This is a genomic window from Fictibacillus enclensis, assembly GCF_001457035.1.
GTDB classification, from domain to species: domain Bacteria; phylum Bacillota; class Bacilli; order Bacillales; family Fictibacillaceae; genus Fictibacillus_C; species Fictibacillus_C enclensis.
Map to the genome: position 1 here is coordinate 374,808 of NZ_KQ758617.1, position 25,814 is coordinate 400,621.

Genomic DNA, 25,814 nt, shown 5'->3' on the forward strand with positions numbered 1-25,814 from the left:
AATGTCCCGGTTTTCTTTTGTAATCGATACGGAAACGAAAAAACTATGTCTTTCGTTATGTATAGCAGCTATTGAACCCTAGTACACTTTTACCTTTATCGATAGTTTTTACACTCCCAATTTATGTAATGCACACTTGGTATTTTGGCATGATGGCTATTAAAGGGTAAAATAGAGGGTGTAAGAAAACTGTATTTTATTTTTAATGAGTTAGCTTGAGAGCAGGAGAGAAGGGAGAGAAGGGAAAGGAAAAAGAATTGCCTACCCCCTGTAAAAGGGTAAACCCCTAGAAAGAAAGGGAAGCAATCGATATTTATGTATGTAGGAGCACATCTCAATGTGTACATTTTACTATTTCTTACAAACAACACACGTTTAGAAAGGACTACACTATGAATAAAAAGTTATCATCTTTTCTTGGGCGAAGCGGTGAAGCTTCAAAAAAGAGTGATCAAATTCAGAACCGGGAAAGCTGGTTGAAGGTTATTGTAATCGGAGCTTTTGCACTTTTACTTTTTTATAAGATTGCAACCTCGCCTTTCGTTTTCCGCTTCTCAGACTTTATCTCTCTGTTTGCTTCACTTTTTGCGTTAACCATTTCCGTTATGTACTATAAAAAATTCAACGATCTTGTCCGGAAGCTTGAAGAACGTACGACTGATACGGAACCAATGGAAGAACCAGCAGTGGCAGCTCTTCCTGAAGGTATTGTAAACAAAAACGAGGAAGAACCGGCTGTAGAAACTGTTTTTCTGGAAGAAGGAGAACAACTTCCACAAAAAGACGATGAAGCTGAAGATCCTCCCACGGATAATAAACAATCGGTGGAGGTTCAGGCGGAGCAAGCAGAAGAAAGACAGGAAGCCCTTCACAACCCGGAAGGCGACGCTTCGGATGCCGAGAAGGAAACTCTTGAATCCATTGAAAAAGCAGACGCTCAGCCTGTAGCGGAACCTGAACCATTATTCGAAACAAATGAACCGGATGCCGAGGAAGTAAAAGAAAATTCAGCGGTCAATCGCACTGAGCAAGAAGATTCGGTCAATGACTGGACGTATTATGAGCCAAGTGAAGAAGATATGAAAACACAGATGTTGAAAGAAGAAGAATTGAAACAAATCGAGATGGACAAGACCCAGATTTATCAGCAACTGTACACGAGGGCCAATCTGAATGAAGAGGAAAGAAAGTTCTATCAGGAACAGCTTCAGGAAAAAGAAAAACAGGCTACCAATCTGAAGCAGGAATTGATTCAGTTCACGAACCGGATTTCTCAGGCCATCAACCGTACACCGCAGCTCTTCCAAAAACGGGATTCACGAATCGAAGGTATTGTACGCCTCCTGACTCCCGAATTTGTCAGCGATTCTTCGTTGGGAGAAATCAATGATAAGCTTGATGAATTGGCAGCTACTATTCCCGAAGAAACACTGAGTTCCCTTCAGCGTGAGGGTTATCTGGATGATCGTTATCACTTTACACGGTCAGGATACAGGGAAGCCATTAACGCCAGCAAATTAATTTAAGGATCAAAAAAGAAGTATCCATTTTCCGGATACTTCTTTTTTCTTTGATTTTTAGTTGGTGGTTCGCATAAAACCAAGGTGCTGCAAAGCGAGATGAAGGCTTGAAAAGGTCTTGATGCCCCTAAACTCGACACCGAGAGCGGTCATTGTAAGGGCAAGCTCTGGGCGCAAACCGCTGATTTTGGTTTCAACACCAATAAGCTCCAATGCCTGAATCACCTGATAAATCTTTTGTGCCACCATCGTATCAATGATCGGTACTCCTGATAAATCCAGAATAAGGTTGTTCAATCCAAGGTCCACCGAACTTTTTAAGGCATTGTCCATGAGGATCTGTGCACGGTTTGTATCAATATCCCCAATCATGGGTAAGATGCCTATTCCGTCCCCAAGAAGAACCACTGGAACGGACAACTCATCAATCTCCTTCTCCGCAGTTCTCAAGTTGGAGATGTATTTTTCCATATAAGACGTACTTACCATTTGTACCGCAGTATCCACAACCAGATCAAATCCGGAAATTAGCTCATAAAACATATCGAGATCCAAGTTTTCGTATTTAGCGGCTTTTTTTATAATCAAACCGATTTCGTTTCGGTAAAAATGAACCTCTTCAATCGCATGATCAAGAGGAATATTCAATGAAACAAAAATATCCGCATAATCCTTGCCCCAGTCTTTCAGTTTTTTAGCTGTAATACTCAAAGGAAGCGGGATGGTTTCCCCATATAATTGGATTAGCTGCAACCGCAAGTGCTGAAGTCGGTCTTTATTATTTCCTGCATGCTTATAGTTAAAATGCTCATCCTCGAGAATGGAATTGGATAATGTTTCTTTTTGTTCTAATATCAGCTCACTGATCTCTTGAAGATAAGTAGTTGGTTCATTTTTGATCATTTTTGACATAACAGACTCCTCCTAAAACCTACGCATAGTCTACCCTATATTGTTCGATCATTTTCCGTTTTTTGTAACGTATTGATGAATGACGCTGTTGGTATGTCTAAACAAGGAGAAAACCCTGAGGACAGAAGTTCTATAAATTATATCAACATTCATATACAATTCATGGTTTCACCTCTTTTTTCCTACAGTTTATCCCTCAAAAGCCCCCATTTTTATCGGGTCTCACACATTGGCCCCCAAAATGCAGTATATCCCTTATACCAATGGTCATGACTGATTAGAAATGCCTCTCACTATTGTCATAAATTGTGTATTTTTTCTCAAAGATTGCGCTTTCATACAAAATTTCCTTAATTAAACTGTAAACGTACAGTGATACGTTACACTGTATAATGAGCCCATCAAATAAAAAGGGAGAGAACAACATGTCAACTATTTCTAAGATTATGGAGCACAATCAAACCTTTGTAAAAGATGAAGTGTACAGAGATTTTGAAACAACAAAATTTCCGGATAAGAAGATGGTCATCTTAACGTGTATGGATACAAGGCTCACAGAACTACTGCCTAAGGCGATCGGATTTTGCAATGGTGATGCCAAAATTATAAAGAATGCCGGAGCTCTTATTTCTCACCCCTTTGGAAGCGTAATGAGGAGTATCCTGGTCGCTATCTATGAACTTGGGGCTGAAGAAGTATGTGTAATCGGCCACAAAGATTGCGGCATGTCCGGGCTCCGCCACGATTCCTTTCTTGATAAGGTAAAGGAAAAGGGAATTGATCAAAACCAGCTGGATTTCTTAAGAAGTGCAGGAATAGACCTTGAAAAGTGGCTGACTGGCTTTGACCGTGTGGAAGATAGTGTGGCACACAGTGTGGCGTTGGTTAGAAATCATCCGCTTCTTCCTGAAGGAATAAAAGTACACGGGCTTGTGATTGACCCTCACACAGGTGGATTGACCACTGTTGAAATACAAGAATCTATAACTGTACAGCATTAGAAAAATAGAGATAAGAGAAGAGAGGGAGAGATTGAATGGGTCTTGTTAACCGTTTTAAAAGCTATACACTGGCTGATTTAAGAAAGGATCTGGTGGCCGGTTTTATTGTAGGGATTGTGGCCATCCCCCTGGGAATGGCATTCGCCATCGCATCAGGCGTTCGTCCGGAAAATGGATTGTATACTGTTATCATCGCAGGTATATTGATCTCGCTTCTCGGCGGTTCCCGCTATCAAATCGGGGGTCCAACCGGCGCGTTTGTTCCGATACTGCTCGGGATCGTGATGCAATATGGTTTTCAAAACCTCATGATTGCCGGTTTTATGGCCGGAATCATGCTCGTCATCATGGGGCTTTTAAAATGGGGTTCACTCATCAAATATATACCCAGGCCGGTCATTATTGGCTTTACGGCTGGGATTGCTGTCATCATTTTCTCAGGGCAAATTTCTAATTTCCTCGGTCTGAAAGATGTGGAAAAGCATGAAGAATTTCATCTCAACATGATGGCGATCTGGGATAAGATTTCAACATTTAATGGGAAAAGTGTCCTTGTCGCCCTTGTTTGCCTTGCCTTGTTGATTGCTGTTCCAAAAATCACGAGCAAGATCCCGCCGGCCCTTATCGGACTTCTTGGATCGACCTTAATCGGATTTTTGTTTTTTCAGGGTCAGATTCCGACAATTGGTACTGCCTTTGGTGATATTCCAAACAAGCTGCCAGAATTTGAGTTCTTTGATTTATCGCTTGAAAAGATTATCTATCTTCTTCCTCCTGCGATTGCCATCGCCCTTCTTGGCGGGATTGAATCGCTGTTGTCAGCTATGGTGGCAGACGGCATGAAACAAGGCTACAAACATGACAGCAACAAAGAACTGGTGGGACAAGGTATTGCAAATATGGTTGCTCCGCTGTTTGGGGGGATCCCGGCAACAGGTGCCATTGCAAGAACCGCCACTAACATTAGAAACGGAGCAATTTCCAAAGTCTCGGGCGTTTTTCACGGGGTTGTGGTGCTCCTCGTACTGCTGCTATTTGCGCCTTATGCTTCACTAATTCCTCTCGCGAGCATGGCTCCCATCTTAATGGTTGTCGCCTGGAATATGAGTGAAAAAAAGCAGTTCATGCATGTGCTGAAAACAAAAACAATGGATTCCGTCATTTTGCTGACCACCTTTTTGCTGACGGTATTCACCGACCTGGCTACAGCGGTTATTGCAGGATTGCTTCTTGCTTTTGTCATTTTTATTACGCGGATGAGCCGTGCTCTTCACATTAAGAAGGGAAAAACAGCACTTACCCACTTGTCGGAGGATGAGAAGGAAGGTATTGAAGTTATTACACTGAATGGACCGCTCTTTTTTGGTTCAACCGATGTGCTTGAAGAATCAGTCAGTGCGAAACAAAAAGAAAAGGTTGTCATCCTTAAGCTGCAGGATGTACCCTATATCGATACCAGTGCCGAGGCTGCCTTGTTGAACATCGTGAAGAAGGTGAACAGACAGAATGGAGAGCTGCTGATTGTGGGACTTCAGCCTGAGCCGAAGCAATTGCTGGAGAGGACAGGACTGACGCACGAAATCGGGCACCACCGGTTCTTTGAACGGATGGAAGAGGCACTGGGCACCGCAAAACAACTGATGAAAACAAAAGTATCTAGCCAAATCTCCTGACAGTTCACCGTCTTTTCCACTGATATGGAAAAGGCGGTTTTCTTTTTGGTTTAGTCTTAAGCCATAAAGATAATATTAAAACAATAGTTATTTCTTTTTATACATGGTAAAGTTCCATGTAGTATTATTAATTTTTATACATAATCGTTGAAAAAGAAGGGTTGCGCATGGTATTAGGTAACAAAATGGTCAGAATTGGTATTGAAGTTATATGCATTATTTTTGGAAGCATGCTGGTCGCGGTAGGGTCGAATACCCTTCTTTTGCCCGCCCATTTGCTTTCAGGTGGCCTCATGGGGATTTGTATGATTATTTACAATGTGACGGGCTGGTCGGTAGGAACCCAATATTTTCTCTACAATATTCCATTGCTGATATTGGCTTATATCCACCTGGGCAGGAAATTTATCGTGTATACCCTGCTTGCGGTAGGCTTTGACTCTTTGTTCTTGCATTTGGTCCCGATTAAAATGATGTGGACCCAGAACATTATCCTTGCAGCAATTTTCGGAGGGGTGGTTTCCTTCGCCGGAGGTGCGATCATGCTTCGTGCTGGCGGTTCAAATGGCGGTCTGGACGTATTGGGCAGGGTGATTGCCAAATACAAAAACTTGTCGATTGCACGGTTCGGTCTGATCATGAATTTTATCATCATTACGATATCGGCTGTGATCTTCAACGTACAAGCAGCCATGTTCACCATTCTTTCCATGTATGTTGGCGCCAAAACGTATGATACGATTCTTACGGTTGCGGAGAGAAGTTCTGTCATTATTGTTACGGACAAAGGAAGTGAAGTGTCCGCCGCGCTGAACGAGGCATTTAACCGGGGAGTTACGTTTTGGGATGGTGAAGGTGCCTATTCACATACGAATAAACAAGTCGTGTTTTGCGTTATTGTGAATATTCAATGGTCCGATCTTGTGGATCTTGTGAAAGAAGTGGATGAAACAGCGTTCATAACTGCTGTTCCGGCTCATAAAATCGTAGGTAACTTTAAAAATATATGGTAAAAAAACCCGCTGGGCTGATTTATTGCGCAATGCTTGCAATAAAACGGCTGGCGGGTTTTAATTTTCTTTTCTTTCGGCAAGATGCTTCAACATCGACATTTTATTTTGCCAGAACTGCTCAAAGTAGGAGAGCCATTGCTCCAGCTCTGAGAGTGGTTCGGCCTGAAGGGTATACCGCTTTTCTCTGCCTGTTTTCCTGCTTTGGACCAAACCTGCTTCATCCAAAATAAGCAGATGCTTAGAAACAGCTGTCCGGCTCATAGGGAACCTTTCAGCAATTTCGGTAACGGCAAGTTCCCGTCCGGCCAGCAGTTTTAAAATTTCCCTTCTTGTGGGATCAGCGATGGCCTGGAAGACATCATGCTTTTTCGGTGAGGTGCTCATTTCTTTTCGGCAGTATCTTTCAAGGTCTGCATGATCTTTGCCCAGCCACCGCTCATATTGTCACGGACAGCAGAAACTTTTTGCTGTGCCTTTGGCAGTATGGCATCCGGATGACCCCAGCCAGAATGGGTAAGGGTAAAATGAGTTTTTCCTTCTTCTTTTTCTTTCAGCTCAAATGTAACGACCCAGCCAAATTGATCCCATGCGAAAGAAAGTTTATTTGGCGGCTCCACCAGGAGAACCTTGCAAGGTGAAGGACCGAATGGTGACTGGATATGAAATTCATGGCCGACATGGGGCTCAAAATCATTTGGCATAAACCAGCTGGAAATGCCCTCTGCTGTGGCTGCCAAGTTCCATACTTTTTCAATGGGAGCATCAATTACTTCTTCATACCGTATATCTTTTGTGCGTTCGATTGATTCTGACATCGTGATTCTCTCCTTTTGGTTTTGAATATGAAACCGATTGGTTGTATAAAGTATATACAACCAATCGGTTTCATGTCAATGCGTTTTAATTTTTTACAAAAATTTCATGGTATTGTTTTTCCCGGAAGAGAGAGAATTTAAATATACCAATTGAGGAGGTGAAAACACATGGCTCAACAAGGTGGAAACAACAACGAACTATTGGTTCAAGGTGCTCAACAAGCTATCGACCAAATGAAGTACGAAATCGCTTCTGAATTTGGTGTACAACTTGGTGCTGACCAAACTGCTCGTGCTAACGGATCTGTTGGTGGAGAAATCACTAAACGTCTAGTTGCTCAAGCTCAATCTCAACTTTCTGGATTTGGTGGACAACGCTAATTTTAGCGAAGACGACAAAACAGAATACTCAATGGACAAGGGCTGCCTATCATCATAGGCAGCTCTTATTTATTTCCAGTATGCTGTCATGGCTTATGTTGCATAATACAGTTGTGGAGAAGTTTACAATCGGAGGTTCAAACAACATGTGGTCACAGCAGAAAATGAATCATTTTAAAAATGTGTTGCTTCAAATGAAGGAGAGCCTGAACAACAGGCTGAATGACAATCGTCATTACGGATCAGAATTAGAGCTGATCAAGGAATCGGTCAGTGAACTTTCCAACTATGACAACCATCCCGGTGATACGGGAACCGAATTATTTGAGCGGCAAAAAGACATTGCGTTAAATGATCTGAATGAAACGGAGCTAAAGTCCATAAACGAAGCGCTCAAACGGATTGACAACGGTGAGTACGGTTATTGTAAAACGTGCGGCCAGCCCATAGCTGCAGAGCGCCTGGAAGCTTTGCCTGCAACCGCGTATTGCAAAGAACACAGCCTTGAGCAGACAGGCTCTTACCGCCGGCCGATTGAAGAAGAAGTATTGATGCCTCCTTATGGGAAATTTGATAATGATGATAAGGATGCAACATTCTATGATGCCGAAGATTCTTGGCAGGATGTAGCGGTTTATGGAACAAGTGAAACACCATCCGATTTCTCCGAGAACGGAATGCTCAATTACAATGAGATGTTTGTAGAATCGGAAGAGAATGTCGGATATGTGGAAGACATTGAAGGGTTTATCGCGACCGACATGGATGGAAGTAATACCCGGATCATACCCAATAAGATGCATAAGGATTATGAACGGTTTTTAATGGATCAAGAACAAACCGATGAAGACTCTGATTATGTATAAAACATGAAACAAACTCCTTATCCTCCATTTAGAGGAAAGGAGTTTTTTATCAATGTGCCAGTTTTTTTATTTGATCGATCTCCTCAGCATGAAGGATGCCTGCATCTGACGGTGTTTCAAGAAGGAGAGGAATCTCTTGTAATATGGGGGAACGGATGAAGGATTGAAACTGTTCGCTGGAGATATACCCATTTTTAAAAATATTCGCATGACGGTCTTTGCCTTCCGCGTAAGGATATTTGGAGTTATTAAGATGAATGGCTGTCAGGTGCTGAATATAACCGAGCTGTTCACCATGTTGCACAATTTCTTCCCAGTTGTCGCCGTTCCAAAGACCGCTGGCAAAAGCATGGCATGTGTCAAAGCAAAAGCCAATTTTTTCAGGATAATGCGTCAAATTGCGAACTTGAACGAGTTCCTCCAGTGTAGTGCCCATTGAACCAGGCCGTCCTGCGTTGTTTTCAAGTAAAACCTTACAGCTTCCTTCCCAATCGTTAAGGACTTCGTTCAGCATAGAAATCATGGTTTGGTATGCAGCAAGAGGATCACTGCTAATCGCGCGGTTTCCAAAATGAACGACAACCCCTACGGCACCACAGGCCTCTGAAATTTCAAGGTCATTGGCAAGGGAGCGGATGATGAGATCTTTTTTGTCAGGATGAGGAGTAAGGCTTGTCGGGTACGGAGTATGGGCGATGGAGATGACATTATGCTGATGGCAAAATTTTTTACATTGCTCGGCGTCATCCCGGTTAAATTCTTTTATTGAAAGACTTCTGGGATTCTTCGGAAAAAATTGAAAGGCATTTGCCCCGATCGAAGCAGCGTGTTTGGCAGCCCCGTAATACCCGTTTCGTATACTTACATGACAGCCTAATCTCATGAGGATTACCAGCCTTTCAATCGTTTTTATTAGCGTAAACTACAGGTGATATTTCATTCTGTTTCAAGTTAATTTCATAATATTTCCTCTATGAAGATACCCTCACGCATATCGGGTTCAGCCTGATTCCGAACCAGATGTAAGTCCAACCAGAAAGTAAGAATGAACCTCCTTTTTTTGTTGCAAACTAGGAACAGAAAAAAGGAGGTTTTTAAAGTGGAACAAGCGAAAGTGATTTTACTTAAATTTATTGTTTGCCTCATTGCATTTTCAATTGGATTGGATTTGTTCTTTGATGCAACACTGACCGATATTATTTCCTTTAGTGTCACGACCACGGTGGCTACCTATATCCTCGCTGACCGCATTCTTTTGCCGCGGATCGGCCAAGGAAATACCCTGATGGCTGAATTTTTGCTGACGTACACCATTGTCTGGCTGTTTGGGTCCATCCTTCTGCATGGTTATCTTCAAATCGCATGGGGAAGTGCCATTTCAGCAGTCATCATCACGGCAGGAGAGGTCTATATTCATAAGTTTTTAGCAAAACATTTGCCAAGCGCTAGCAACAGGGAAGGTGTGCCGTCGCATCCGGGCACAACACCTAAACTTCGGTTTGTTACAGAGTTTGCAGAAGACGAAGATCCAACAAAAAGGAAGTAGAATTAAGTGAGTAATTTGGAAGAGGAGCTGTGACAGGCTCTTCTTTTTCTATGTGAATCGGCACATATATCTGGTGAATAACTGGTAGATATGGCATAATTGGAAACTGTTGTAATAGTAGTATAGGGGAGGGAGAAACATGAAAGTACTGATTGGTTCGATCATTGTGGTTCTGGTGATCTGTTTTGGAGTATGGCTCATTTTGTCTCCTTCATTTAAAAAAGTGGGCAATACGGCTCACAAGCTCAGAGAGAATGTACAGGGGGAAGAAAATGGAGAAGAAAAGCAAGAAAGGCCATAACCGCAAAGTACTTGGGGGAATTATCATTGGAGTTGCTTTAATCCTGGCAGTTGGCATTACTTCGTTGTTCATAGAGAAAGTACCCAATGGCTATGTAGGGGTCGTGTACAGCCCGAATGGCGGGGTTCAAGATGATACGTTAGGACAGGGATGGCACTTGGTCGGCTTGTTTGACAAGGTGACGATTTATCCGGTTCGCATGCAGACCGTTAATTACAGCAATATTCAAGTGGCAACATCCGATGGAAAAAGTGTAACCATTGATTTTGCTTACAATTACAGCATCCAGCCTGATAAAGTGGTACAGGTGTTCAATAAGTTCGGTCCGGTGGAAATTGAAGAAATAGAAGGATCTTATTTGCGGACACGGCTGTGGGATGCCGGGCGAAAGGCCATCGCAAAATATTCGGTTATTGATACATACGGTGAGAAATCATCAGAAGCGGCAACTAACGTGCAGAAAATCTTTGCCGAGGATGTTCGTCAGCTGGGCTTTAACGTGAATAATTTGACACTTGGGGTGCCAAAGCCGGATAAATCCACTCAGGCCGCGATTGATAAAAGAGTGGAAGCAGCTCAAGAGTTGGAACGAAAACAAATCGAGCTGAAAATCGCAAAAGCTGAGGCTGAAAAGAAGCAAATTGAAGCCAAAGGGATTGCTGATTATAACGCAATCATCAAGAAATCGATCTCCAAAGAAGTTATTCAAAACAAGTGGATCGAAAAATGGGATGGAAAGATGCCAAAAGCGACCGGAACGAATTCTTTGATTCAGATACCCGTTGACGAAAAATAAGGCAGCACATAATAAAACAAGCCATTCGCTTAAAAGCGAATGGCTTGTTGTTTGATCAACCTGTGTTTCGGAGCCCTGCCGCAATGCCATTGATGGTAAGCAATGCTTCTCTCAGGAGCTCTTCATCGATTTGTTCATTCTCCCGCAGTTTTGAAATTAGCTCAACCTGAAGGAAGCTGAGCGGATCGACATACGGATTTCGAAGACGGATCGATTCTTTAATATTAGGAACATGGTCCATGAGCTGTTCCTGTCGAGTGATAAGCAAAATCGCATCTTTTGTGCGGTTATACTCATTTTCAATTTCCGAGAAAATGCGCTGGGCCATATTCTGGTCATCCACCATTGCGGTATACTCCCTGGCAGCGGTCAAATCCGCTTTCATTAAGGCCATTTGGAGGTTATCGATGGTAGAACGGAAGAACGGCCATTCTTGATACATTTGCTGTAGCAGACGAAGCTGTTCTTCTGTTTCTGTAAAACGCTGAAGTCCTGTCCCCGCCGCATACCAGGCAGGCAGCAGCTGGCGGCTCTGTGTCCAAGCGAATACCCAAGGGATTGCCCGCAAGTCCTCAAAACGTTCGCTTCCCTTACGGCTCATCGGACGTGAACCGATGTTCAGGGAACCAAGCTCTGGAAGAGGAGTTGCTTGTTTAAAATATGTCAAGAAGTCGGGATCATTAAAGACAAGCTCCTGATATTTTTTAAGAGCGGCGGCAGACATCTCGTCCATCATCTTCTCCCATTCCTTGGTGCGGATGTTATTTTGTTCTGCTTCCGATGATATATTAGCGGCGGCCGAAAGAAGGGTGGACGTGGCCTGTTCAAGGCTTCGATAAGAAATGTCATACAGGGAATAGCGTGAGGATAAAACCTCACCCTGCTCCGTAATTTTAAAGCCGTCACCAAGGGTCTCGGCTGGCTGAGAAAGTATGCTTCGATACAATGGTCCGCCACCGCGTCCGAGTGAGCCGCCGCGCCCGTGGAAGAACTTAAGTCTCACACCATATTTTTCGGCGACTTCATGGATTTCCTGCTGAGCTTTATATAATTTCCAGTTGGCTGTCAATGTGCCGCCATCTTTGCTTCCATCGGAATATCCCAGCATGATTTCCTGAACATTGCCGTGCTTCTCAAGCTGTTTGCGATAGAAATCCATAGAAAACAGCTTTTCCATAATGGCGGGGCCTGCAATCAGATCATCAATTGTTTCCAACAGCGGAGCAACGTTTAACTTGCTTTCGATACGGCCGTCCGCGTGAAGCCGGTATACCCCTGCTTCTTTGGCGAGAACAAGCACTTCAAGGAGATCGCTTACGGATTCCGCCATACTGACAAGATAGACTTCAATCGCACGGTCCCCAAACTCTCTGTGGGCTTCCTTGATCATTGTAAATACGTCAATCATTTGCCGGGTTTCTTTTGAATAATCTTCAGTGAAAGGAAGCAGAAGAGGACGGGGATCTTCGAGTACCCCGGTCAGTAATGCTACTTTTTCTTCTTCCTCCAAAGCAGAATAATCATCTGCCAGGCTCACCGAACGGAAGATCTCCGTAATGGCTGCTTCATGCTCGCCGCTATGATTGCGAATATCAAGTGTCGCCAAATGGAATCCGAAAAGCTCTACCTGACGGATCAGCTGGTCAAGATTTTTTAATCGGCTGCCAGCCGGGGAATGCTGCTCAAAGCTTCGCTTGATTTGCAGCAAATCTTCCCTAAATTCATTGGCATGCTGATAGCCTTGCGAATCTTTGCCAACAAGCTTTAACTTTTTCAGCATGATGGCGATTTTCACACGATAAGCCTCATGTTCAACTTTCCATTTTTCATCCTCTTGAAGGAATGCAGCGTCTTTTTTGTTAGCTCCTACAAGTTCTTCAGAAATCTGTACGTGCTTTGTGGACTGGCTCATCTGTTTCATGAGGCTGGTCAGCGCCTGGTGATATTTTCGCAAAGCCAGTTTCCGGTGCTTCGTCAACGTCTCCCAAGTGAGGGAAGGGGTAACATTTGGATTTCCGTCACGGTCTCCGCCAATCCATGAACCAAAACGAAGAATGTTCGGTACATGCCACTCTTCAGATGAATAATGCTTCTGTAGCGTTTCCTGGAGCTCCTCATGAATTTGCGGTAGCACCTCAAAGAGTGTCTCATCAAAATAATAAAGGCCATTCGCCACCTCATCCATAACAGTTGGCTTGCGGTCACGAAGTTCATCGGTCTGCCACAGGATGGTAATCTCATTAAACAGTTTGTCCTGCACGTCCTCACGCTCTCTGGAGGTAAGAACGGTTTGATCCAGCTGATGCAGCAAAAGCGCGATCCGTTTATGGATTTCAAGTACACTTCTTCGTGTAGATTCTGTTGGATGTGCGGTAATGATCAATTCCATAGATAGCTTATCGATCACATTTTTTATAAGATCTGCTTCAACCCCATTTTCTTTGAATGAACTGACGGTCGATTCAAGGGAACCCGGCTGGTTCCCGTCAAGAAGCTGATACTCTCTTCGGCGACGGATTCGGTGATTTTGTTCTGCGATGTTAACCAGGTGGAAATAAATAGCAAAAGCCCGAATGACTTGCTGTCTTTGCGGCAATTGCAGAGCAGCGATTTCATTTTTTAGCTCCTGATAGGATAATTGGTCATTGTTTCGAAGAGACTTGGTCATTTCTCTGATTTTTTCCACTTTATCCAATAAATCCTGTCCGCCTTGCTGTACCAGGACATTTCCCAGCAGCTGTCCGAGGAATTTGACATCCCGGCGCAGCGGAGAGCTATTATTTTCAGCTTTTGCGGATTCTAAAGTTGTAGTCATGACTTCACCTTCCTTAACTGTAATCCCTTACTGTTGAATTCTGTACCATTGTTTGAATATTTTGATTGTATGCATTGTACCATAAAAACACTCTTCTTTCCCAGTGTAAAATAATTGAAAAAGAAATCTGTGTGAGTAAAAAAGAGATAAAAACTAATACAGTTTAGTGTGTAAGCGTATACATAAAAAAACAAAAAAATACCCGGCGGGACAGCCGGGCATCACGTCTAAATATGAAAAGGGGTTGTTGGGATGTCTTTACTATACCAGCTTGTACATCACAATCATGGAATGTGGGATATTTTAGACATTCAACAAAAAGATTCAACAGGTCGTAAGAGAGTTTGTGGGGATTCGAATCAACAGAAAATTTTGGTATGATAAAAAGTAAAAGGGGGTGCATCCGGTTGGAGAATCACAAACGATTGTCCGGGACTTCTTTCACTCATGCAAAGCCTGATAGTAGAAAGGCGATCCTTTGCATGGGGCGAAATATCTAATTGATCGCAAAAAACAGCTTTTCTGGTATTTTGGCTTTGCACCTTATTTTGCTGGAATTCAAAAATAAGGGGCTGGCAAAAATGAAATATTGCAATGCTAGTAAAGTGTTACCTGAGAATCTGATTCTGGAAATTCAAAAATATGTTCAGGGGGAGACCCTGTACATTCCTAAGCGGGAAACTGAGCACCGGAAATGGGGAGTATCGAGTGGCGGGAGGCGGCTGCTTGACCGGCGTAATGCTGCTATCAAAACATCTTTTCGTAACGGAAGCAGCATCGAGCAGCTGGCCGAAGAACATTACCTTTCCACTGAAACCATTAAGAAGATTGTCTATTCTCGAAAAGCATAGTTCAAAGCACTGGTGCATTCTTTCACCAGTGCTTTTATTATGCAAAAAACGCTTCTAAGTCATTTTTTCCATTTTGGACGCTTCTTGACTTTTTTATACTATAAGCAAAAGGCACCAGTAAGGAATGGAGAGATTACGGATGACAGAAGGATTTATTAAAAACGAACAGTTAAATTTCATAAAGAAACAGATTGCCTTGATTAAGGATACGGCTCAAAAACATGTGCCTCCATCTGTTTTGAAGGCGATAATCGATATGGCCAATGCCAAAGTTCTTGACCTTTTTCCAAACGCATCATCAGATCAACAAGAAATGCTGGACCTTTCAAGCCTGAAAACAGATGAGCAGTTTGAGGAGTATATTCAGCATCTTTCCGCTTTTTTGCTGCCTTTTCCAAGCGTGACAGAACAGCAATTGAAAAAAATGTTTCCGAAAAATAAAAAGTTAAAGCTGCCGGATTTATCAATGATCGACCACAAAAAGCTGACGTACATGAGCTGGAACGATCTCAGATCCAACAAAAAGTTTATCGTATATGAATTAGATGGGAAATTGGTCGGCATTGAATGCAAATTTGAGCCGGCGGGTAAGAAGAGCTTTTGCTCATTTTGTAAATGTGCGGGAGAGGTCGCTTATATTTCCACTGTAACCAAAGCAAAAAAATCCAAAAATCCGGATTACTACAAGGCCATTGGTAATCTGATCTGCGCTGATAACAGCGAGTGCAATAAAAAAATTACCAACACTGGTTATTTAACCTCCTTTTTAAAAGAATCATTAGGAATGTGAACTCTTTTTGTAAAAAGAGGAATCTTTGTCGTTTTGTAGAAGGCTTTACTTGCACAAAGCAGGGAAACTTGCGCAAGTAAAGCCCTGTTTTTTTTTTTTTTTCGGCCAGACTATCTATGTTTTAATTTCCTCTGCAGCGTGAAAATACATAGAATATGGTTATTTACCAGGACAGCAGTTAGTAAACAAAAAATAAGGAGCAGGTGAATGATTAGATTTGATAATGTCTCAAAAAAGTACAATGACGGGACCATGGCGGTAAAATCGCTGACCCTGGAGATCAGGGCAGGTGAATTCTTCGTTGTGATTGGGCCAAGCGGGTGCGGTAAAACGACCATGCTCAAAATGATCAACCGGCTGATTAAACTATCAGAAGGAACTCTCTTTATCGATGGAAAGAGAATCAGTGATTACGATATACATGAACTGCGCTGGAATATCGGGTATGTTCTTCAGCAGATCGCTTTGTTTCCTCATATGACTATCCAGGAAAATATTTCGGTCGTTCCTGAGCTCAGGGGATGGAGCAGAGAAAAAATAACAAAGCGAATAGATGAGCTATTGGAAATGGTTGGTTTGGATCCCGATACCTACCGCGGCAGGAAGCCAAAAGAACTTTCGGGCGGCCAGCAGCAGCGCATCGGCGTCATCCGGGCGCTGGCTGCGGATCCGGAAATCATTCTCATGGACGAGCCATTTAGTGCTCTTGATCCTATCAGCCGCGAAAAGCTGCAGGATGATCTTTACGATATGCAGAGGCGCATCAAGAAGACGATTGTATTTGTTACGCATGATATGAAAGAAGCGCTAAAGCTGGGAGACCGCATTTGTATCATGAATGGTGGCGAAATTGTTCAAATTGGAACTCCGGAGGATCTCCTGAAGCATCCTGCTGATGAATTTGTTCGGGACTTTGTTGGCGGTAATGAAAAATCCTATAAAGCAGAAGGGGATCTTTCCCGTCTGGCTGCACCTCTTCCAGCGGATGTAAGTTTTTCTGAATCATTGAAAATGATATCTGCGTCTGCTTCATTAAAAGATGCCCTGTTCCTTTTAAAGGATGAAGAAGAGTTGGGGGTTGAGGAAGAAGGAAAAATAATCGGTACCCTCAGCAGACATGCCGTGATTCGGTACCTTTCGGATCATTTGGAGGAAAGGAGCAGCGGCCATGAATAATTTTTTAAACGTGTTTCAAGAAAGGAAGGGAGAACTGGCAAGCGCCCTTCTTGAGCATATCCAAATCTCATTTATTGCACTATTGTTTGCCGTTCTGATCTCCATACCGCTTGGAATCTATCTGACCAAAAAACCAAAAGCAGCTGAACCTATCATTGGAGTCACAGCGGTTTTGCAGACCATTCCGTCCTTGGCACTCCTTGGGTTGTTAATCCCTTTGTTTGGAATCGGAAAAATTCCGGCCATTATCGCACTGGTCGTGTATGCTTTACTTCCCATTCTAAGAAATACATATACCGGTATTAAAGAAGTCGATCCATCCCTGATTGAAGCCGCGAAAGCAATGGGCATGGACAGCGGAAAGCGACTCATAAAAGTGGAGCTGCCCCTGGCTATGCCTGTGATTATGGCAGGAATCCGGACGGCCATGGTTTTGATCATTGGCACAGCCACCCTTGCTGCGCTGATCGGTGCAGGCGGGCTTGGGGATATCATTCTGCTGGGCATTGACAGGAATAACTCGACACTTATCGTGCTGGGAGCCATACCAGCAGCTTTACTGGCCATTCTCTTTGATGTTCTTCTTAGAAGATTTGAGCTTCTTTCATTTAAACGGTCCATGATGACGTTTGGCATCTTGGGCCTGGTGATCCTCTTGATTGCGATCGCTCCGTCCGCTTTACGGGGGGAACAGAAAGAGATCGTCATTGCCGGGAAGCTGGGCTCCGAACCGGAAATACTCATTAATATGTACAAGCTTTTGATTGAGGACGAAACGGATTTGAAAGTTGAACTGAAACCGGGTCTTGGAAAAACTTCCTTCGTCTTTAACGCACTGAAATCTGGCAGCATTGATGTTTACCCCGAATTTACAGGGACGGCCATTACCGAATTTTTAAAAGAAACCGCATCCAGTACAAACAGAGGCAAGGTATATGAGCAGGCACGAAAAGGGATGGATGAAAAGTTCGATATGCAGTTGCTCCGCCCAATGAAATATAACAACACCTATGCTCTCGCGGTTCCGGAGAAAACGGCAAAACAATATGGACTCACTGCGATTTCCGATCTGAAAAAGGTCAGCCAGAATATGAACGCCGGATTTACGCTGGAATTTGCAGACAGGGAAGACGGATACCGCGGCATCCAGAAAAAATATGACCTTACACTCGGAAATGTGAAGACGATGGAGCCAAAGCTGAGGTACAATGCCGTGAAAAAGGGCGACATCAAAATCGTGGATGCTTATTCCACTGACAGTGAGCTCGAGCAATACCACCTGAAAGTTCTTCAGGACGACAAGCACCTGTTTCCACCGTATCAGGGAGCACCGCTGTTGCGGAAGGAAACGGTGGAAAAGTACCCCGAAATTAAAAAGGCACTGAATAAGCTCGCTGGGAAAATTACAGACGATGACATGAGGGAGATGAACTATAAGGTAAATGTGAAAGGCATGTCACCGGGTAAGGTGGCAAAGGAATTTTTAGAGGGAAAAAATATACTTTGATGAACAAAAAGACCGCTTTGTGAGGAGCGGTCTTTTTAGATATCTTTATTGATGATGGCCATCATCTGGTGGTCTTCCCACTTCCCGTTGATCCTTACAGATTTTACGGCGATTCCTTCTTTATGAAACCCGGCTTTTTCCAGGACGCGAATGGACCCTTTATTTTGGGGCATGACACCGGCCTCGATACGATGCAGTTTAAGTTCATCAAAGGCATAGGAGACCATTTTTTGAACGATCGAGCTCATGTATCCTCTCCCGTTATAGGTCTGGTCCAGGCAGTAGCCAAGCATACAGCTTTGTACAGGCTCCCTTTCAATTTTAAACAGGGAAGCATCCCCGATTAAATCGCCGGTTTCCTTTGAAAAAATACCAAACGTATATTGCTGTCTAAGCTCACGCATCCGCTTAATCATGTTCAGCCGTTCCTGCTGGCCTTCCAGCGTATAGAATTCAGGGTTTCTTAAGGGAGTGATTGTTTGAAAAAACTCCCGGTTCTTAACCTCGAGCTGAAGCATATGTTCGGCATGGCCGGATTCCATCGGCTGTAAAAGGAAGGATTCTATTTTTTTACTCATAGACTCACCTGCCTTTCTTATATCGTAGCACAGGCAAAAGATTTCATGATAGGTTGCTAACATATTTCTTCCTATTATGTCGAAATAAGCTATAATAAGCTTATGTTATTTAGGTGCTTAATATTAAAACACCTATCGATTTAAATATTACTATCTTAATAGGAGAGTAACCATGGACTCTATCAATACCTTGGCAAACTATCTTACCAACCATTCAGCGTCCATTGCTTCAGAAGTCGTTGACGAGATTATTGGGCGGTTTGAATTTCATATTCCGAAAGAGGAAATTATACAGGCAAAACAAATGTATAATGAATTTATTGTGTTTCTGGCAGATTCTCTGGATTGTGAGGAAGGCTCTGCTCCTGAGGTTTTAATGGAGTGGAGCAAAAAGAATGGAGAGACAACTGCCAAAAGCGGGCTTGAGATTTCCCAAATTTTGATGCGGTATCCAGATACACGGATCGTTTTTGCTGATTATATGACCAAGCTGGGGATGGAATATCAGCTTGGCACTCAGGATGTCGTGATGATCATCAAGCGAGTGAACCACATTTTGGATCTGAGTATAAATGAAACGGTTTTTGCTTTTGAACGATATAAAGACCATCTCATTAATGCCGCGCAAAATGAAATCAAAGAATTATCCAATCCGGTTGTTCCGATTCAGGACAAGATTGCTATCCTTCCTCTGATTGGAAAGATAGATGCCGACCGGACGGATCATTTGCTCAACCATGTGGTTCCAAGGATTCAGCAGCTGCACATTCACCATTTAATCATTGATTTTTCAGGAATCGTGAACATTAATACAGAAGTAGCGATGTACATTTTTAATATACAAAGTGTTTTTCAGCTTCTTGGCATTGAAATCCTGATAACGGGGATACGTCCAGAATTGGCCAGCCGGATTGTTCAGGCAGGCATTGATTTTACAACGATTAAGGTATATGGCAATGTAAAGCAGGCTATTGAAAACATCCAATAAAAAAAGGGGACAACACTAAAGGTGTTGTCCCCTTTTTCTACGATATTCATCTACTCCTCAGCTCTGGAAATGTCTTTAATCGCTGAAATGCGCAAAATACGTAGCTGACCGTTTTCATCGATCACTCTCAAGATACGGTTCTTCTCATCCATATAATGGACCATTCCTTTGACTCTGTGCAGATGGCCCCTTTGATAAAAGGTAAACAGCAAGGCAAATGAAAATTCCAAGGCTTGAAGGACCAACTGATCCATTTCCTCCAAATGCTGTTCATCCGGCTCCAGCTCTTCTTCTTCGTAATACTCCTCCAGAAAATAGTTCTTAAGATGTGTTACTGTCTCGGGGAGCATCAAGCTGGTTTTCCATTTTATGTTACCACGGTCCCGAATCACATCACTCATCCTCCTTTCTACCTATAATAACCGAACACACGTTCTTTTTAAACTGGAAAAAATGGACAGTCATGATATAAGGCTGATTTGGAGAAAACTGAGTCTTATATCATGCCCATCCGATTAAAAGGTACTATATACATTGTCACATTCTTCAGCTGTCGGCTGATAAAAACAATGAAGCTTATATCGTGCAACAAACGGCTGGTCATACCAGGTCGGCGGGCAATCGCCCTGAGGCCTGAAATACCAGAGACTATATTTAGCCGGCCAAAAGCGTTCTCCACTAATTGCACGCCTGGCGAGCCGCTTTTCACTGGATCTGGCGGCCTGATAAAAATAGCCATGGGTCACGGCTTCAAATGCGTGGGGCTGGTAAATCATCTGGGGGATGGTTCTGAGGCCTTTAAAGTCGGAACAATTGGCCCGGATTCGGTTGATTCCAACGTTGCCAATCAGCTGCATCCCGCGAACTCCTTCACCTTCACCTTCAGCTCTGAGCAAACGGGCGAGAAGATTAATATCTGAATTACTGGCTTGCACAACAGCCACCGTATCACCTCCATATCGTTCTTTTTTAATATATAAAAAAGAAGGTTGGGCCATAACCACCAAGAGAAGATTTTCCCAGGCAATCAAAAAAGGGCAAGGATGCAGCAGCATCCTTACCCTGATTTTTTTACCATCCCCGCTCATATTGAGGAGGAATATGAAGTTCATTTTTCTTATGCACCGTTTCCGCAGCACGAAGCGGCCAGTATGGATCACGGAGAAGCTCGCGGGCCAAAAGAACAAGATCTGCTTTTTCATTGCGGATGATTTCGTCTGCCTGCATGCCTTGTGTGATCATACCTACTGCCGCAGTTGCAATATCCGCTTGCTGGCGGATTTTTTCTGCAAAAAGGTTTTGGTAACCGGCACCGACGGGGATCGGAGCTTTTGGAACATTACCGCCAGAGCTGCAATCGATAAGGTCTACACCTTCTTGTTTGAGGCGTTTGGAGAGTTCAATGGATTCTTCCAGTGTCCATCCGTCGTCTACCCAGTCGGTAGCTGAAATACGGACAGTAAACGGAAGATTTTCGGGCCATTCTTGGCGCATCACACGAACGGTTTCCAATACAAAGCGGATGCGGTTGTCAAAGCTTCCGCCATATTCATCTGTACGCTTATTGGAAAGCGGGGAGAAAAAGCTGTGAGCCAGATATCCGTGTGCACCATGGAATTCCATCCACTCAAAGCCGGCTTCCCGCGCCCTGATGGTGGCCTGTCGGAAGTTCTCCTGAATTTCCTTGATTTCTTCCACGCTCAGTTCTTTCGGTTCTTTGTATCCGTCATTAAATGGGATGGCACTCGGTCCGACCACATCCCAGCCGCCCTGATCATTTGGAACTCCGGCAGCCGGTGCTTCTTTTTCCTTCCATGGGCTGTAGGTGGATGCTTTTCGTCCAGCATGGGCGAGCTGGATTCCTGGTACGGCACCATGCTCTTTCAAAAAGGCAGTGATGCGTTTAAAGGGTTCGATATGCCGATCCGTATAGATCCCCAGGTCTTCGGGTGAGATGCGCCCTCTTGGTTCTACAGCGGTAGCTTCCACGATCACCAGGCCGGCTCCACCGACTGCACGTGATCCCAAGTGTACGAAGTGCCAATCATTCGGTACTCCGTCTTCGGCACTATATTGGCACATAGGTGAGACACCAATGCGGTTTCGAAGTGTAATATCCTTAATGGTTAGTGGAGAAAAAAGATGTGGCATGGACAAGACTCCTCCTGTGGTTTAAGAATTAAAATCAAAATCATGGTAACACAATCCGAATGGTGCGATAAAACAATGTGCTTAGGATTCGTTCAAAACTCATTGTAGTCTGCCCTCTTTAAGGGAGAGATATAACATAGACATGAAATGACGCAAAAACAGAAAAATAGACAGAAACAGGAAGGAAAATTTTGCATGATTATCGAATGTATTGCTTGAATAGAAAAAGGCAGGTGCGATGTATGTCATACTCAGAAAAACTCATTCAAAAGGTAAAGGAAATGTACATATTGGATCATAAAGCGCGTGTACATATTGATAAAGCCCAGCATTCCATTAACGTCTTTTTTGGTGACATGAAATTTAAATTACGATCTGTAGAAGAAAAAACGGATGAAATTAACATTGTGATTAACGAAGCAGTCCCCGGCATCTTTGCCCAAATCATGATTAAACAAAGTGTTCTCTGCTTTGAACGGTCACCCAATGGAATCATTTATATCCAGTTAAAAAACGAAGATAGCGAGACCAAGCTGGATACACTTCAGTGGGATGGAAGGTGTGTGGCCTCTGAACGGTATAACAAAGAATTTACAATTCCCCTGATCAACAGCTATTTGAAAGAGGCTTTTGATCCTGTTCTTTTTTAGGTAAACAAAAAAGGCAGATCTTTGTAAAAGATCTGCCTTGCTTGTTTTATAATTATTAGAAAGTATGTGCTGCATCCTTAGCGCGTGCAACGCCGTTTTCTTTGATTTCTTGTGCTTTTTCAGGCATGGCTGCTTGTCCTTCAATAAATACGCCATCGAAAGAAGGAACACCGAAGAAGTTCATCATGATGCCAAGGTAACGGTGCCCCATTTCTAGTTCTGCTGCAGGGCCTTCAGAGTAAATGCCGCCGCGAGCTTGAATGTGAATGGCTTTTTTGTCGGTTAGAAGACCTACAGGGCCAAGCTCTGTATACTTGAATGTTTTTCCTGCAACTGCAACGGAATCAAGATATGCTTTCATTACAGGCGGGAATGAGAAGTTCCAAAGCGGTGTTACGAATACATATTTGTCTGCTGCAACGAATTGTTCGCTAAGCTGACCCAAACGTTCCACTTTTTCCTTTTCACTTGCAGATAGTTCTTCAAAGCCTTTACCGCTTTGCAATTTTCCCCAGCCGCTGAATACATCCGCATCGATTTGCGGGATATTTTCTTTATAAAGATCGATATGAACGATCTCATCCTCAGCATTCAGATTTTTATATTCTTCGATAAATGCCTTTCCGGCAGCCATGCTAAAGGATTGAGCCTCATCATGAGGGTGGGCAGTGATATATAATACTTTTGCCATTGTTATTTCCACCTTTTCTTGTAAATTTACAACACAGAACATGTGCATGTGTTATTATCACGCTTAGGATTGAATTTGTGAAGTAGGCACATTTATGTGTTATAGTATAAAAAAAGGTACTGTAAAAGTGGAGGCAGCAAGGATGAAGAAAAATCCCGAGCAATGCCAGGTCGTTGTGGCATTGGATATGATTGTTGGAAAGTGGAAACCGATTATTATACAACATCTGCTGAATGGAGATGTGTTGCGTTTTAATGAACTCAGAAGATTAATGCCTGATATCACTCAGCGAATGCTTACTCTTCACCTGCGTGAACTGGAAGAGCAGGATATTGTCCAGCGAAAAGTTTATCCGCAGATCCCTCCAAAAGTGGAATATTCAATTACGGAATACGGAAAAAGTCTGGAGACCGTCATGGATGCCATGCACGAATGGGGAGCTGCCCATGTGGAACATATGGAGATGAAAAAGAAAGAAGATGCTTTGAGCGAGAAGGAAATCTGACAAGATTTCCTTTTTTTAATAGAATTGACACCTCAAAGGTTTGGTCGATACAGAAAATGGGGAGGTTTAATTGTAAAAAAATAGAGGATGAATTTTTTTGATTTGTGGTTCATGATTAGAAGAAAGGGAGGGATAAGGTTGAATGCAGAATGGTTTTTTCAAGTATCCGAAGAAATATATATTGTTTGCAATGAACAAGGCATGATCCAACAGACGAACTCAGCTTGGAATAACCTCACTGGCTATGAACAACAGGAGATCCTTCACCGGCCATTAATCAGTTTTTTTCCACCTGAACTGCATGAGCAATTTACACGCTGGAGCAGTGGGCTCCGTTCTTCGGAATACGCCCATTTTGATTGCAAGGTTATGGGCAAAACAGGGGATATCAGACATGTGAAATGGACCCATGGAACCATCGTTAATAATCAATTGTTGTATTTAAAAGGTATTCTCTCGCCGATTAGTGATGGAAAAGCCGCGCTTGAACTCCACAAATCCGTCATCGAAAAGCAAGCAACCCTGCGGTTATGATCGATCTTGAAACCAATGTACTGGCTATAAATCCAGCTTTTGAAGAATTGTTTGGCTGGTCACAGGATGAAATGATTGGACGGACATTGCCTAACATGCCCCCGTTGTTGTATCCCAGTTTCCTTCATTATCTGGAAGTGGCCAAAACCGGCCAAAAAATTACAAATCTTGAAACACAGAGACTTAAAAAGAATAGAGAATTGCTAAATGTAAGCGTTACTATTTCTCCGGTTAAAGATGCAAATGGCAATGTAATTGCCTTAAGTGCGGTAACAAGAGATATCTCCAAGCGTAAACAGATCGAGTGGGAATTGGTAAGAAAAACAGCCCAATTGAAGGAAGCCAATAAACGGTGTGAAACGATTCTTGAAAGCATCACGGATGGCTTTTATACATTGGATGAGGAATTACGATTCACATACATGAACAAACCGCTTCAGAAAATGTGGAAAATTCCTGCGGAAGAGCTGCTGGGCAAGGTAATATCGGATGCTTTCCCGGTTGTTCTGCAGCACCCTTTTAAAGAGCATTTCAAAAAAACCATCGAACAACAAGTTGCATGCAAATTTCAAGTGTATTCAGATACATTGGACAAATATTTTGATATTCGGACCTATCCAACGGACAACGGTGTTGCCGTGTTTTTAAAAGACTACACCGAGCTTCAGAACGTTCTCCAGAGACTGCAGGAAAGCCAGGAAATTCTCCGTGAAATAACGGAGAATGCTAAGGAGAGCTTTTGCATCCATTCACCGGACTTCTCCAAAATCTATTTTCTTAGCGCTGGCGGAGAAGATATTTTAGGCAGGCCCTTAGCTGAGATTCTGAATAACCCGGTGCTCGCCTTGCAATGCATTCATCCGGAGGATCAGGAAGCTGTACGCTCTACCGGCGAAAAACGTCCGGAAACGATTATTAACATTGACTACCGGCTGAACCATCCCAAAAGAGGACAGCGCTGGATCCGCTGGCGGCGATATCCTGTATTTCCGGTAAAAGATAAGGTTTTCAAAAACGTCAGCATCTGGGAGGATATCACCGACCTGAAAGAAAAGGAACAACAGATTCAAAAAGCAGAGAAATTTGAGATTGTCAGTCAGTTGGCTGCCGGGGTTGCGCACGAAATTAGAAACCCTTTAACGACGATTAAAGGGTTTCTGCAAATGAACCAGCATAAGGTGAATATCCCGTATGAAGAAATTATCATGTCTGAGCTTGAAACGATTGAGCAAGTTCTTCATGAATTTTTAATCCTTGCGAAGCCGCACCATGAAATAAAACTTGTAAAGAAAAATATAGCGCTTATATTGAAAGACTTGCTGAGACAAATGAAGAATGAGCCCTTTCTGCAAAACATTTCAATAATTCCAGACCTGAATGTTGATCTTCCATTTATCAAATGCGATGAAAAACACATTCGACAGCTCATCTTAAATTTGTTCAAAAATGCTTCAGACGCCATGCCGAATGGCGGTAAGCTTTGGATATCTTCCTTTGCGGATGAACATCAGGTGAATATCACCATCAGAGATAATGGCCAGGGCATGCCGGCTGAGCGTCTTGACCGGGTTGGAGAACCCTTTTATTCCAATAAAGAAAAGGGAATTGGTCTTGGGCTGATGGTATCCAGGAAAATAATGCAGATTCATGAGGGGACCATTGACCTGAAAAGTGAAGAAGGACGGGGAACGACTGTTATCCTGCGGTTTCCACTATAAAAGAAAAGCTGCCGCTCAGCTTCGAAGAAGGTCGAA

The 25,814-nt window shown here is 43.1% G+C and carries 27 protein-coding genes and 2 pseudogenes; 19 read left to right on the plus strand and 10 right to left on the minus strand.

The features are described 5' to 3' along the window. The first annotated feature begins 392 nt into the window (after positions 1–392). Complete coding sequence (locus AS030_RS02015; RefSeq protein ID WP_061967824.1) at positions 393–1,526, plus strand: hypothetical protein; 1,134 nt, start codon at positions 393–395, stop codon at positions 1,524–1,526. A gap of 51 nt (positions 1,527–1,577) precedes the next feature. Here AS030_RS02015 and AS030_RS02020 read toward each other — a convergent pair whose 3' ends face one another. Then, a complete protein-coding gene (locus tag AS030_RS02020) occupies positions 1,578–2,432 on the minus strand; it encodes an STAS domain-containing protein (RefSeq protein ID WP_061967826.1) in 855 nt (284 codons plus the stop codon). A 425-nt stretch (positions 2,433–2,857) separates the two neighbouring features. On the opposite strand from AS030_RS02020, the gene AS030_RS02025 reads away from it, so the two are divergent. The 3 genes from AS030_RS02025 to AS030_RS02035 all read left to right on the plus strand — a co-directional run bounded on the left by AS030_RS02025 (position 2,858) and on the right by AS030_RS02035 (position 6,119). Continuing rightward, positions 2,858–3,433 carry a beta-class carbonic anhydrase gene (locus AS030_RS02025; protein WP_061967829.1) on the plus strand — a complete coding sequence of 192 codons (576 nt, stop codon included), beginning with the start codon at positions 2,858–2,860 and terminating at the stop codon, positions 3,431–3,433. 35 nt (positions 3,434–3,468) lie between these two features. Then, positions 3,469–5,106, plus strand: coding sequence for a SulP family inorganic anion transporter (locus AS030_RS02030; RefSeq protein ID WP_061967831.1), 1,638 nt, complete (start codon positions 3,469–3,471; stop codon positions 5,104–5,106). A gap of 167 nt (positions 5,107–5,273) precedes the next feature. After that, entirely contained in the window at positions 5,274–6,119 is an 846-nt protein-coding gene (locus AS030_RS02035; RefSeq protein ID WP_061967833.1) for a YitT family protein, read from the plus strand. Positions 6,120–6,176: 57 nt separating this feature from the next. Here the strand turns inward: AS030_RS02035 and AS030_RS02040 are convergent, their stop codons facing one another. Both AS030_RS02040 and AS030_RS02045 read right to left on the minus strand, forming a co-directional pair. After that, the gene (locus AS030_RS02040) at positions 6,177–6,503 is read right to left on the minus strand and encodes an ArsR/SmtB family transcription factor (RefSeq protein ID WP_061967835.1); all 327 of its coding nucleotides are present in this window, start codon (positions 6,501–6,503) and stop codon (positions 6,177–6,179) included. Beyond that, complete coding sequence (locus AS030_RS02045; RefSeq protein ID WP_061967838.1) at positions 6,500–6,934, minus strand: SRPBCC family protein; 435 nt, start codon at positions 6,932–6,934, stop codon at positions 6,500–6,502. Before AS030_RS02045 ends, AS030_RS02040 begins: the two co-directional genes overlap by 4 nt. A gap of 168 nt (positions 6,935–7,102) precedes the next feature. On the opposite strand from AS030_RS02045, the gene AS030_RS02050 reads away from it, so the two are divergent. Beyond that, complete coding sequence (locus AS030_RS02050) at positions 7,103–7,315, plus strand: alpha/beta-type small acid-soluble spore protein (protein WP_061967841.1); 213 nt, start codon at positions 7,103–7,105, stop codon at positions 7,313–7,315. 146 nt (positions 7,316–7,461) lie between these two features. Further along, complete coding sequence (locus AS030_RS02055) at positions 7,462–8,181, plus strand: TraR/DksA C4-type zinc finger protein (protein ID WP_061967844.1); 720 nt, start codon at positions 7,462–7,464, stop codon at positions 8,179–8,181. Between the two features lie 49 nt (positions 8,182–8,230). On the opposite strand, the gene AS030_RS02060 is transcribed toward AS030_RS02055, so the two are convergent. Further along, complete coding sequence (locus AS030_RS02060) at positions 8,231–9,064, minus strand: deoxyribonuclease IV (protein ID WP_061967846.1); 834 nt, start codon at positions 9,062–9,064, stop codon at positions 8,231–8,233. A gap of 216 nt (positions 9,065–9,280) precedes the next feature. On the opposite strand from AS030_RS02060, the gene AS030_RS02065 reads away from it, so the two are divergent. The 3 genes from AS030_RS02065 (at position 9,281) to AS030_RS02070 (ending at position 10,824) form a co-directional block, all read left to right on the plus strand. Continuing rightward, entirely contained in the window at positions 9,281–9,727 is a 447-nt protein-coding gene (locus AS030_RS02065) for a YndM family protein (protein ID WP_061967848.1), read from the plus strand. A 139-nt stretch (positions 9,728–9,866) separates the two neighbouring features. Further along, a complete protein-coding gene (locus tag AS030_RS23975; RefSeq protein WP_164988893.1) occupies positions 9,867–10,028 on the plus strand; it encodes a hypothetical protein in 162 nt (53 codons plus the stop codon). Then, entirely contained in the window at positions 10,000–10,824 is an 825-nt protein-coding gene (locus AS030_RS02070; protein ID WP_061967851.1) for a prohibitin family protein, read from the plus strand. Before AS030_RS23975 ends, AS030_RS02070 begins: the two co-directional genes overlap by 29 nt. Before the next feature lie 55 nt (positions 10,825–10,879). Here the strand turns inward: AS030_RS02070 and ppc are convergent, their stop codons facing one another. Then, positions 10,880–13,639 carry a phosphoenolpyruvate carboxylase gene (gene ppc / locus AS030_RS02075; RefSeq protein ID WP_061967853.1) on the minus strand — a complete coding sequence of 920 codons (2,760 nt, stop codon included), beginning with the start codon at positions 13,637–13,639 and terminating at the stop codon, positions 10,880–10,882. 581 nt (positions 13,640–14,220) lie between these two features. Between ppc and AS030_RS02080 the strand changes: the two genes are divergently transcribed. From AS030_RS02080 to AS030_RS24755, 5 genes and pseudogenes are all read left to right on the plus strand, one after another. Continuing rightward, positions 14,221–14,490 carry a CD3324 family protein gene (locus AS030_RS02080; RefSeq protein WP_061971433.1) on the plus strand — a complete coding sequence of 90 codons (270 nt, stop codon included), beginning with the start codon at positions 14,221–14,223 and terminating at the stop codon, positions 14,488–14,490. 139 nt (positions 14,491–14,629) lie between these two features. Continuing rightward, positions 14,630–15,280, plus strand: a complete 651-nt coding sequence (locus tag AS030_RS02085; RefSeq protein ID WP_061967855.1) for a FusB/FusC family EF-G-binding protein — start codon at positions 14,630–14,632, stop codon at positions 15,278–15,280. A gap of 207 nt (positions 15,281–15,487) precedes the next feature. Further along, positions 15,488–16,456, plus strand: coding sequence for an ABC transporter ATP-binding protein (locus tag AS030_RS02090; protein WP_061967858.1), 969 nt, complete (start codon positions 15,488–15,490; stop codon positions 16,454–16,456). Continuing rightward, positions 16,449–17,076: pseudogene (locus tag AS030_RS24750) on the plus strand (ABC transporter permease); the annotation flags it as partial. The gene AS030_RS02090 and the pseudogene AS030_RS24750, both read left to right, overlap by 8 nt. Before the next feature lie 74 nt (positions 17,077–17,150). After that, a pseudogene (locus tag AS030_RS24755) lies at positions 17,151–17,963 on the plus strand (glycine betaine ABC transporter substrate-binding protein); the annotation flags it as partial. Between the two features lie 35 nt (positions 17,964–17,998). Here the strand turns inward: AS030_RS24755 and AS030_RS02100 are convergent. Continuing rightward, complete coding sequence (locus AS030_RS02100; protein WP_061967862.1) at positions 17,999–18,541, minus strand: GNAT family N-acetyltransferase; 543 nt, start codon at positions 18,539–18,541, stop codon at positions 17,999–18,001. A gap of 172 nt (positions 18,542–18,713) precedes the next feature. On the opposite strand from AS030_RS02100, the gene AS030_RS02105 reads away from it, so the two are divergent. Next, positions 18,714–19,529, plus strand: a complete 816-nt coding sequence (locus AS030_RS02105) for an STAS domain-containing protein (RefSeq protein WP_061967865.1) — start codon at positions 18,714–18,716, stop codon at positions 19,527–19,529. 50 nt (positions 19,530–19,579) lie between these two features. On the opposite strand, the gene AS030_RS02110 is transcribed toward AS030_RS02105, so the two are convergent. The 3 genes from AS030_RS02110 to AS030_RS02120 form a co-directional block, all read right to left on the minus strand. After that, positions 19,580–19,921, minus strand: coding sequence for a YolD-like family protein (locus AS030_RS02110; protein WP_061967867.1), 342 nt, complete (start codon positions 19,919–19,921; stop codon positions 19,580–19,582). Positions 19,922–20,044: 123 nt separating this feature from the next. Then, a complete protein-coding gene (locus AS030_RS02115) occupies positions 20,045–20,473 on the minus strand; it encodes a cell wall hydrolase (RefSeq protein ID WP_061971436.1) in 429 nt (142 codons plus the stop codon). A 127-nt stretch (positions 20,474–20,600) separates the two neighbouring features. Then, positions 20,601–21,680, minus strand: a complete 1,080-nt coding sequence (locus AS030_RS02120; RefSeq protein ID WP_061967869.1) for an NADH:flavin oxidoreductase/NADH oxidase — start codon at positions 21,678–21,680, stop codon at positions 20,601–20,603. Positions 21,681–21,922: 242 nt separating this feature from the next. On the opposite strand from AS030_RS02120, the gene AS030_RS02125 reads away from it, so the two are divergent. Further along, positions 21,923–22,330: a hypothetical protein gene (locus AS030_RS02125; protein WP_061967871.1), complete on the plus strand. Its 408-nt coding sequence runs from the start codon at positions 21,923–21,925 to the stop codon at positions 22,328–22,330. 55 nt (positions 22,331–22,385) lie between these two features. Here the strand turns inward: AS030_RS02125 and AS030_RS02130 are convergent, their stop codons facing one another. Then, on the minus strand, positions 22,386–23,021 hold the full coding sequence (locus AS030_RS02130; protein WP_061967874.1) for an FMN-dependent NADH-azoreductase: 636 nt from the start codon (positions 23,019–23,021) through the stop codon (positions 22,386–22,388). A gap of 142 nt (positions 23,022–23,163) precedes the next feature. Here AS030_RS02130 and AS030_RS02135 point away from each other — a divergent pair, with 142 nt between their 5' ends. The 3 genes from AS030_RS02135 to AS030_RS02145 all read left to right on the plus strand — a co-directional run bounded on the left by AS030_RS02135 (position 23,164) and on the right by AS030_RS02145 (position 25,778). Continuing rightward, positions 23,164–23,526, plus strand: a complete 363-nt coding sequence (locus AS030_RS02135) for a winged helix-turn-helix transcriptional regulator (RefSeq protein WP_061967875.1) — start codon at positions 23,164–23,166, stop codon at positions 23,524–23,526. A 138-nt stretch (positions 23,527–23,664) separates the two neighbouring features. Next, positions 23,665–24,060 (plus strand): PAS domain-containing protein, encoded by a 396-nt coding sequence (locus AS030_RS02140; RefSeq protein ID WP_061967877.1) that lies wholly within the window; start codon positions 23,665–23,667, stop codon positions 24,058–24,060. Continuing rightward, complete coding sequence (locus tag AS030_RS02145; RefSeq protein ID WP_061967880.1) at positions 24,057–25,778, plus strand: PAS domain S-box protein; 1,722 nt, start codon at positions 24,057–24,059, stop codon at positions 25,776–25,778. The genes AS030_RS02140 and AS030_RS02145 overlap by 4 nt, the downstream gene beginning before the upstream one ends. Positions 25,779–25,814 lie beyond the last annotated feature (36 nt).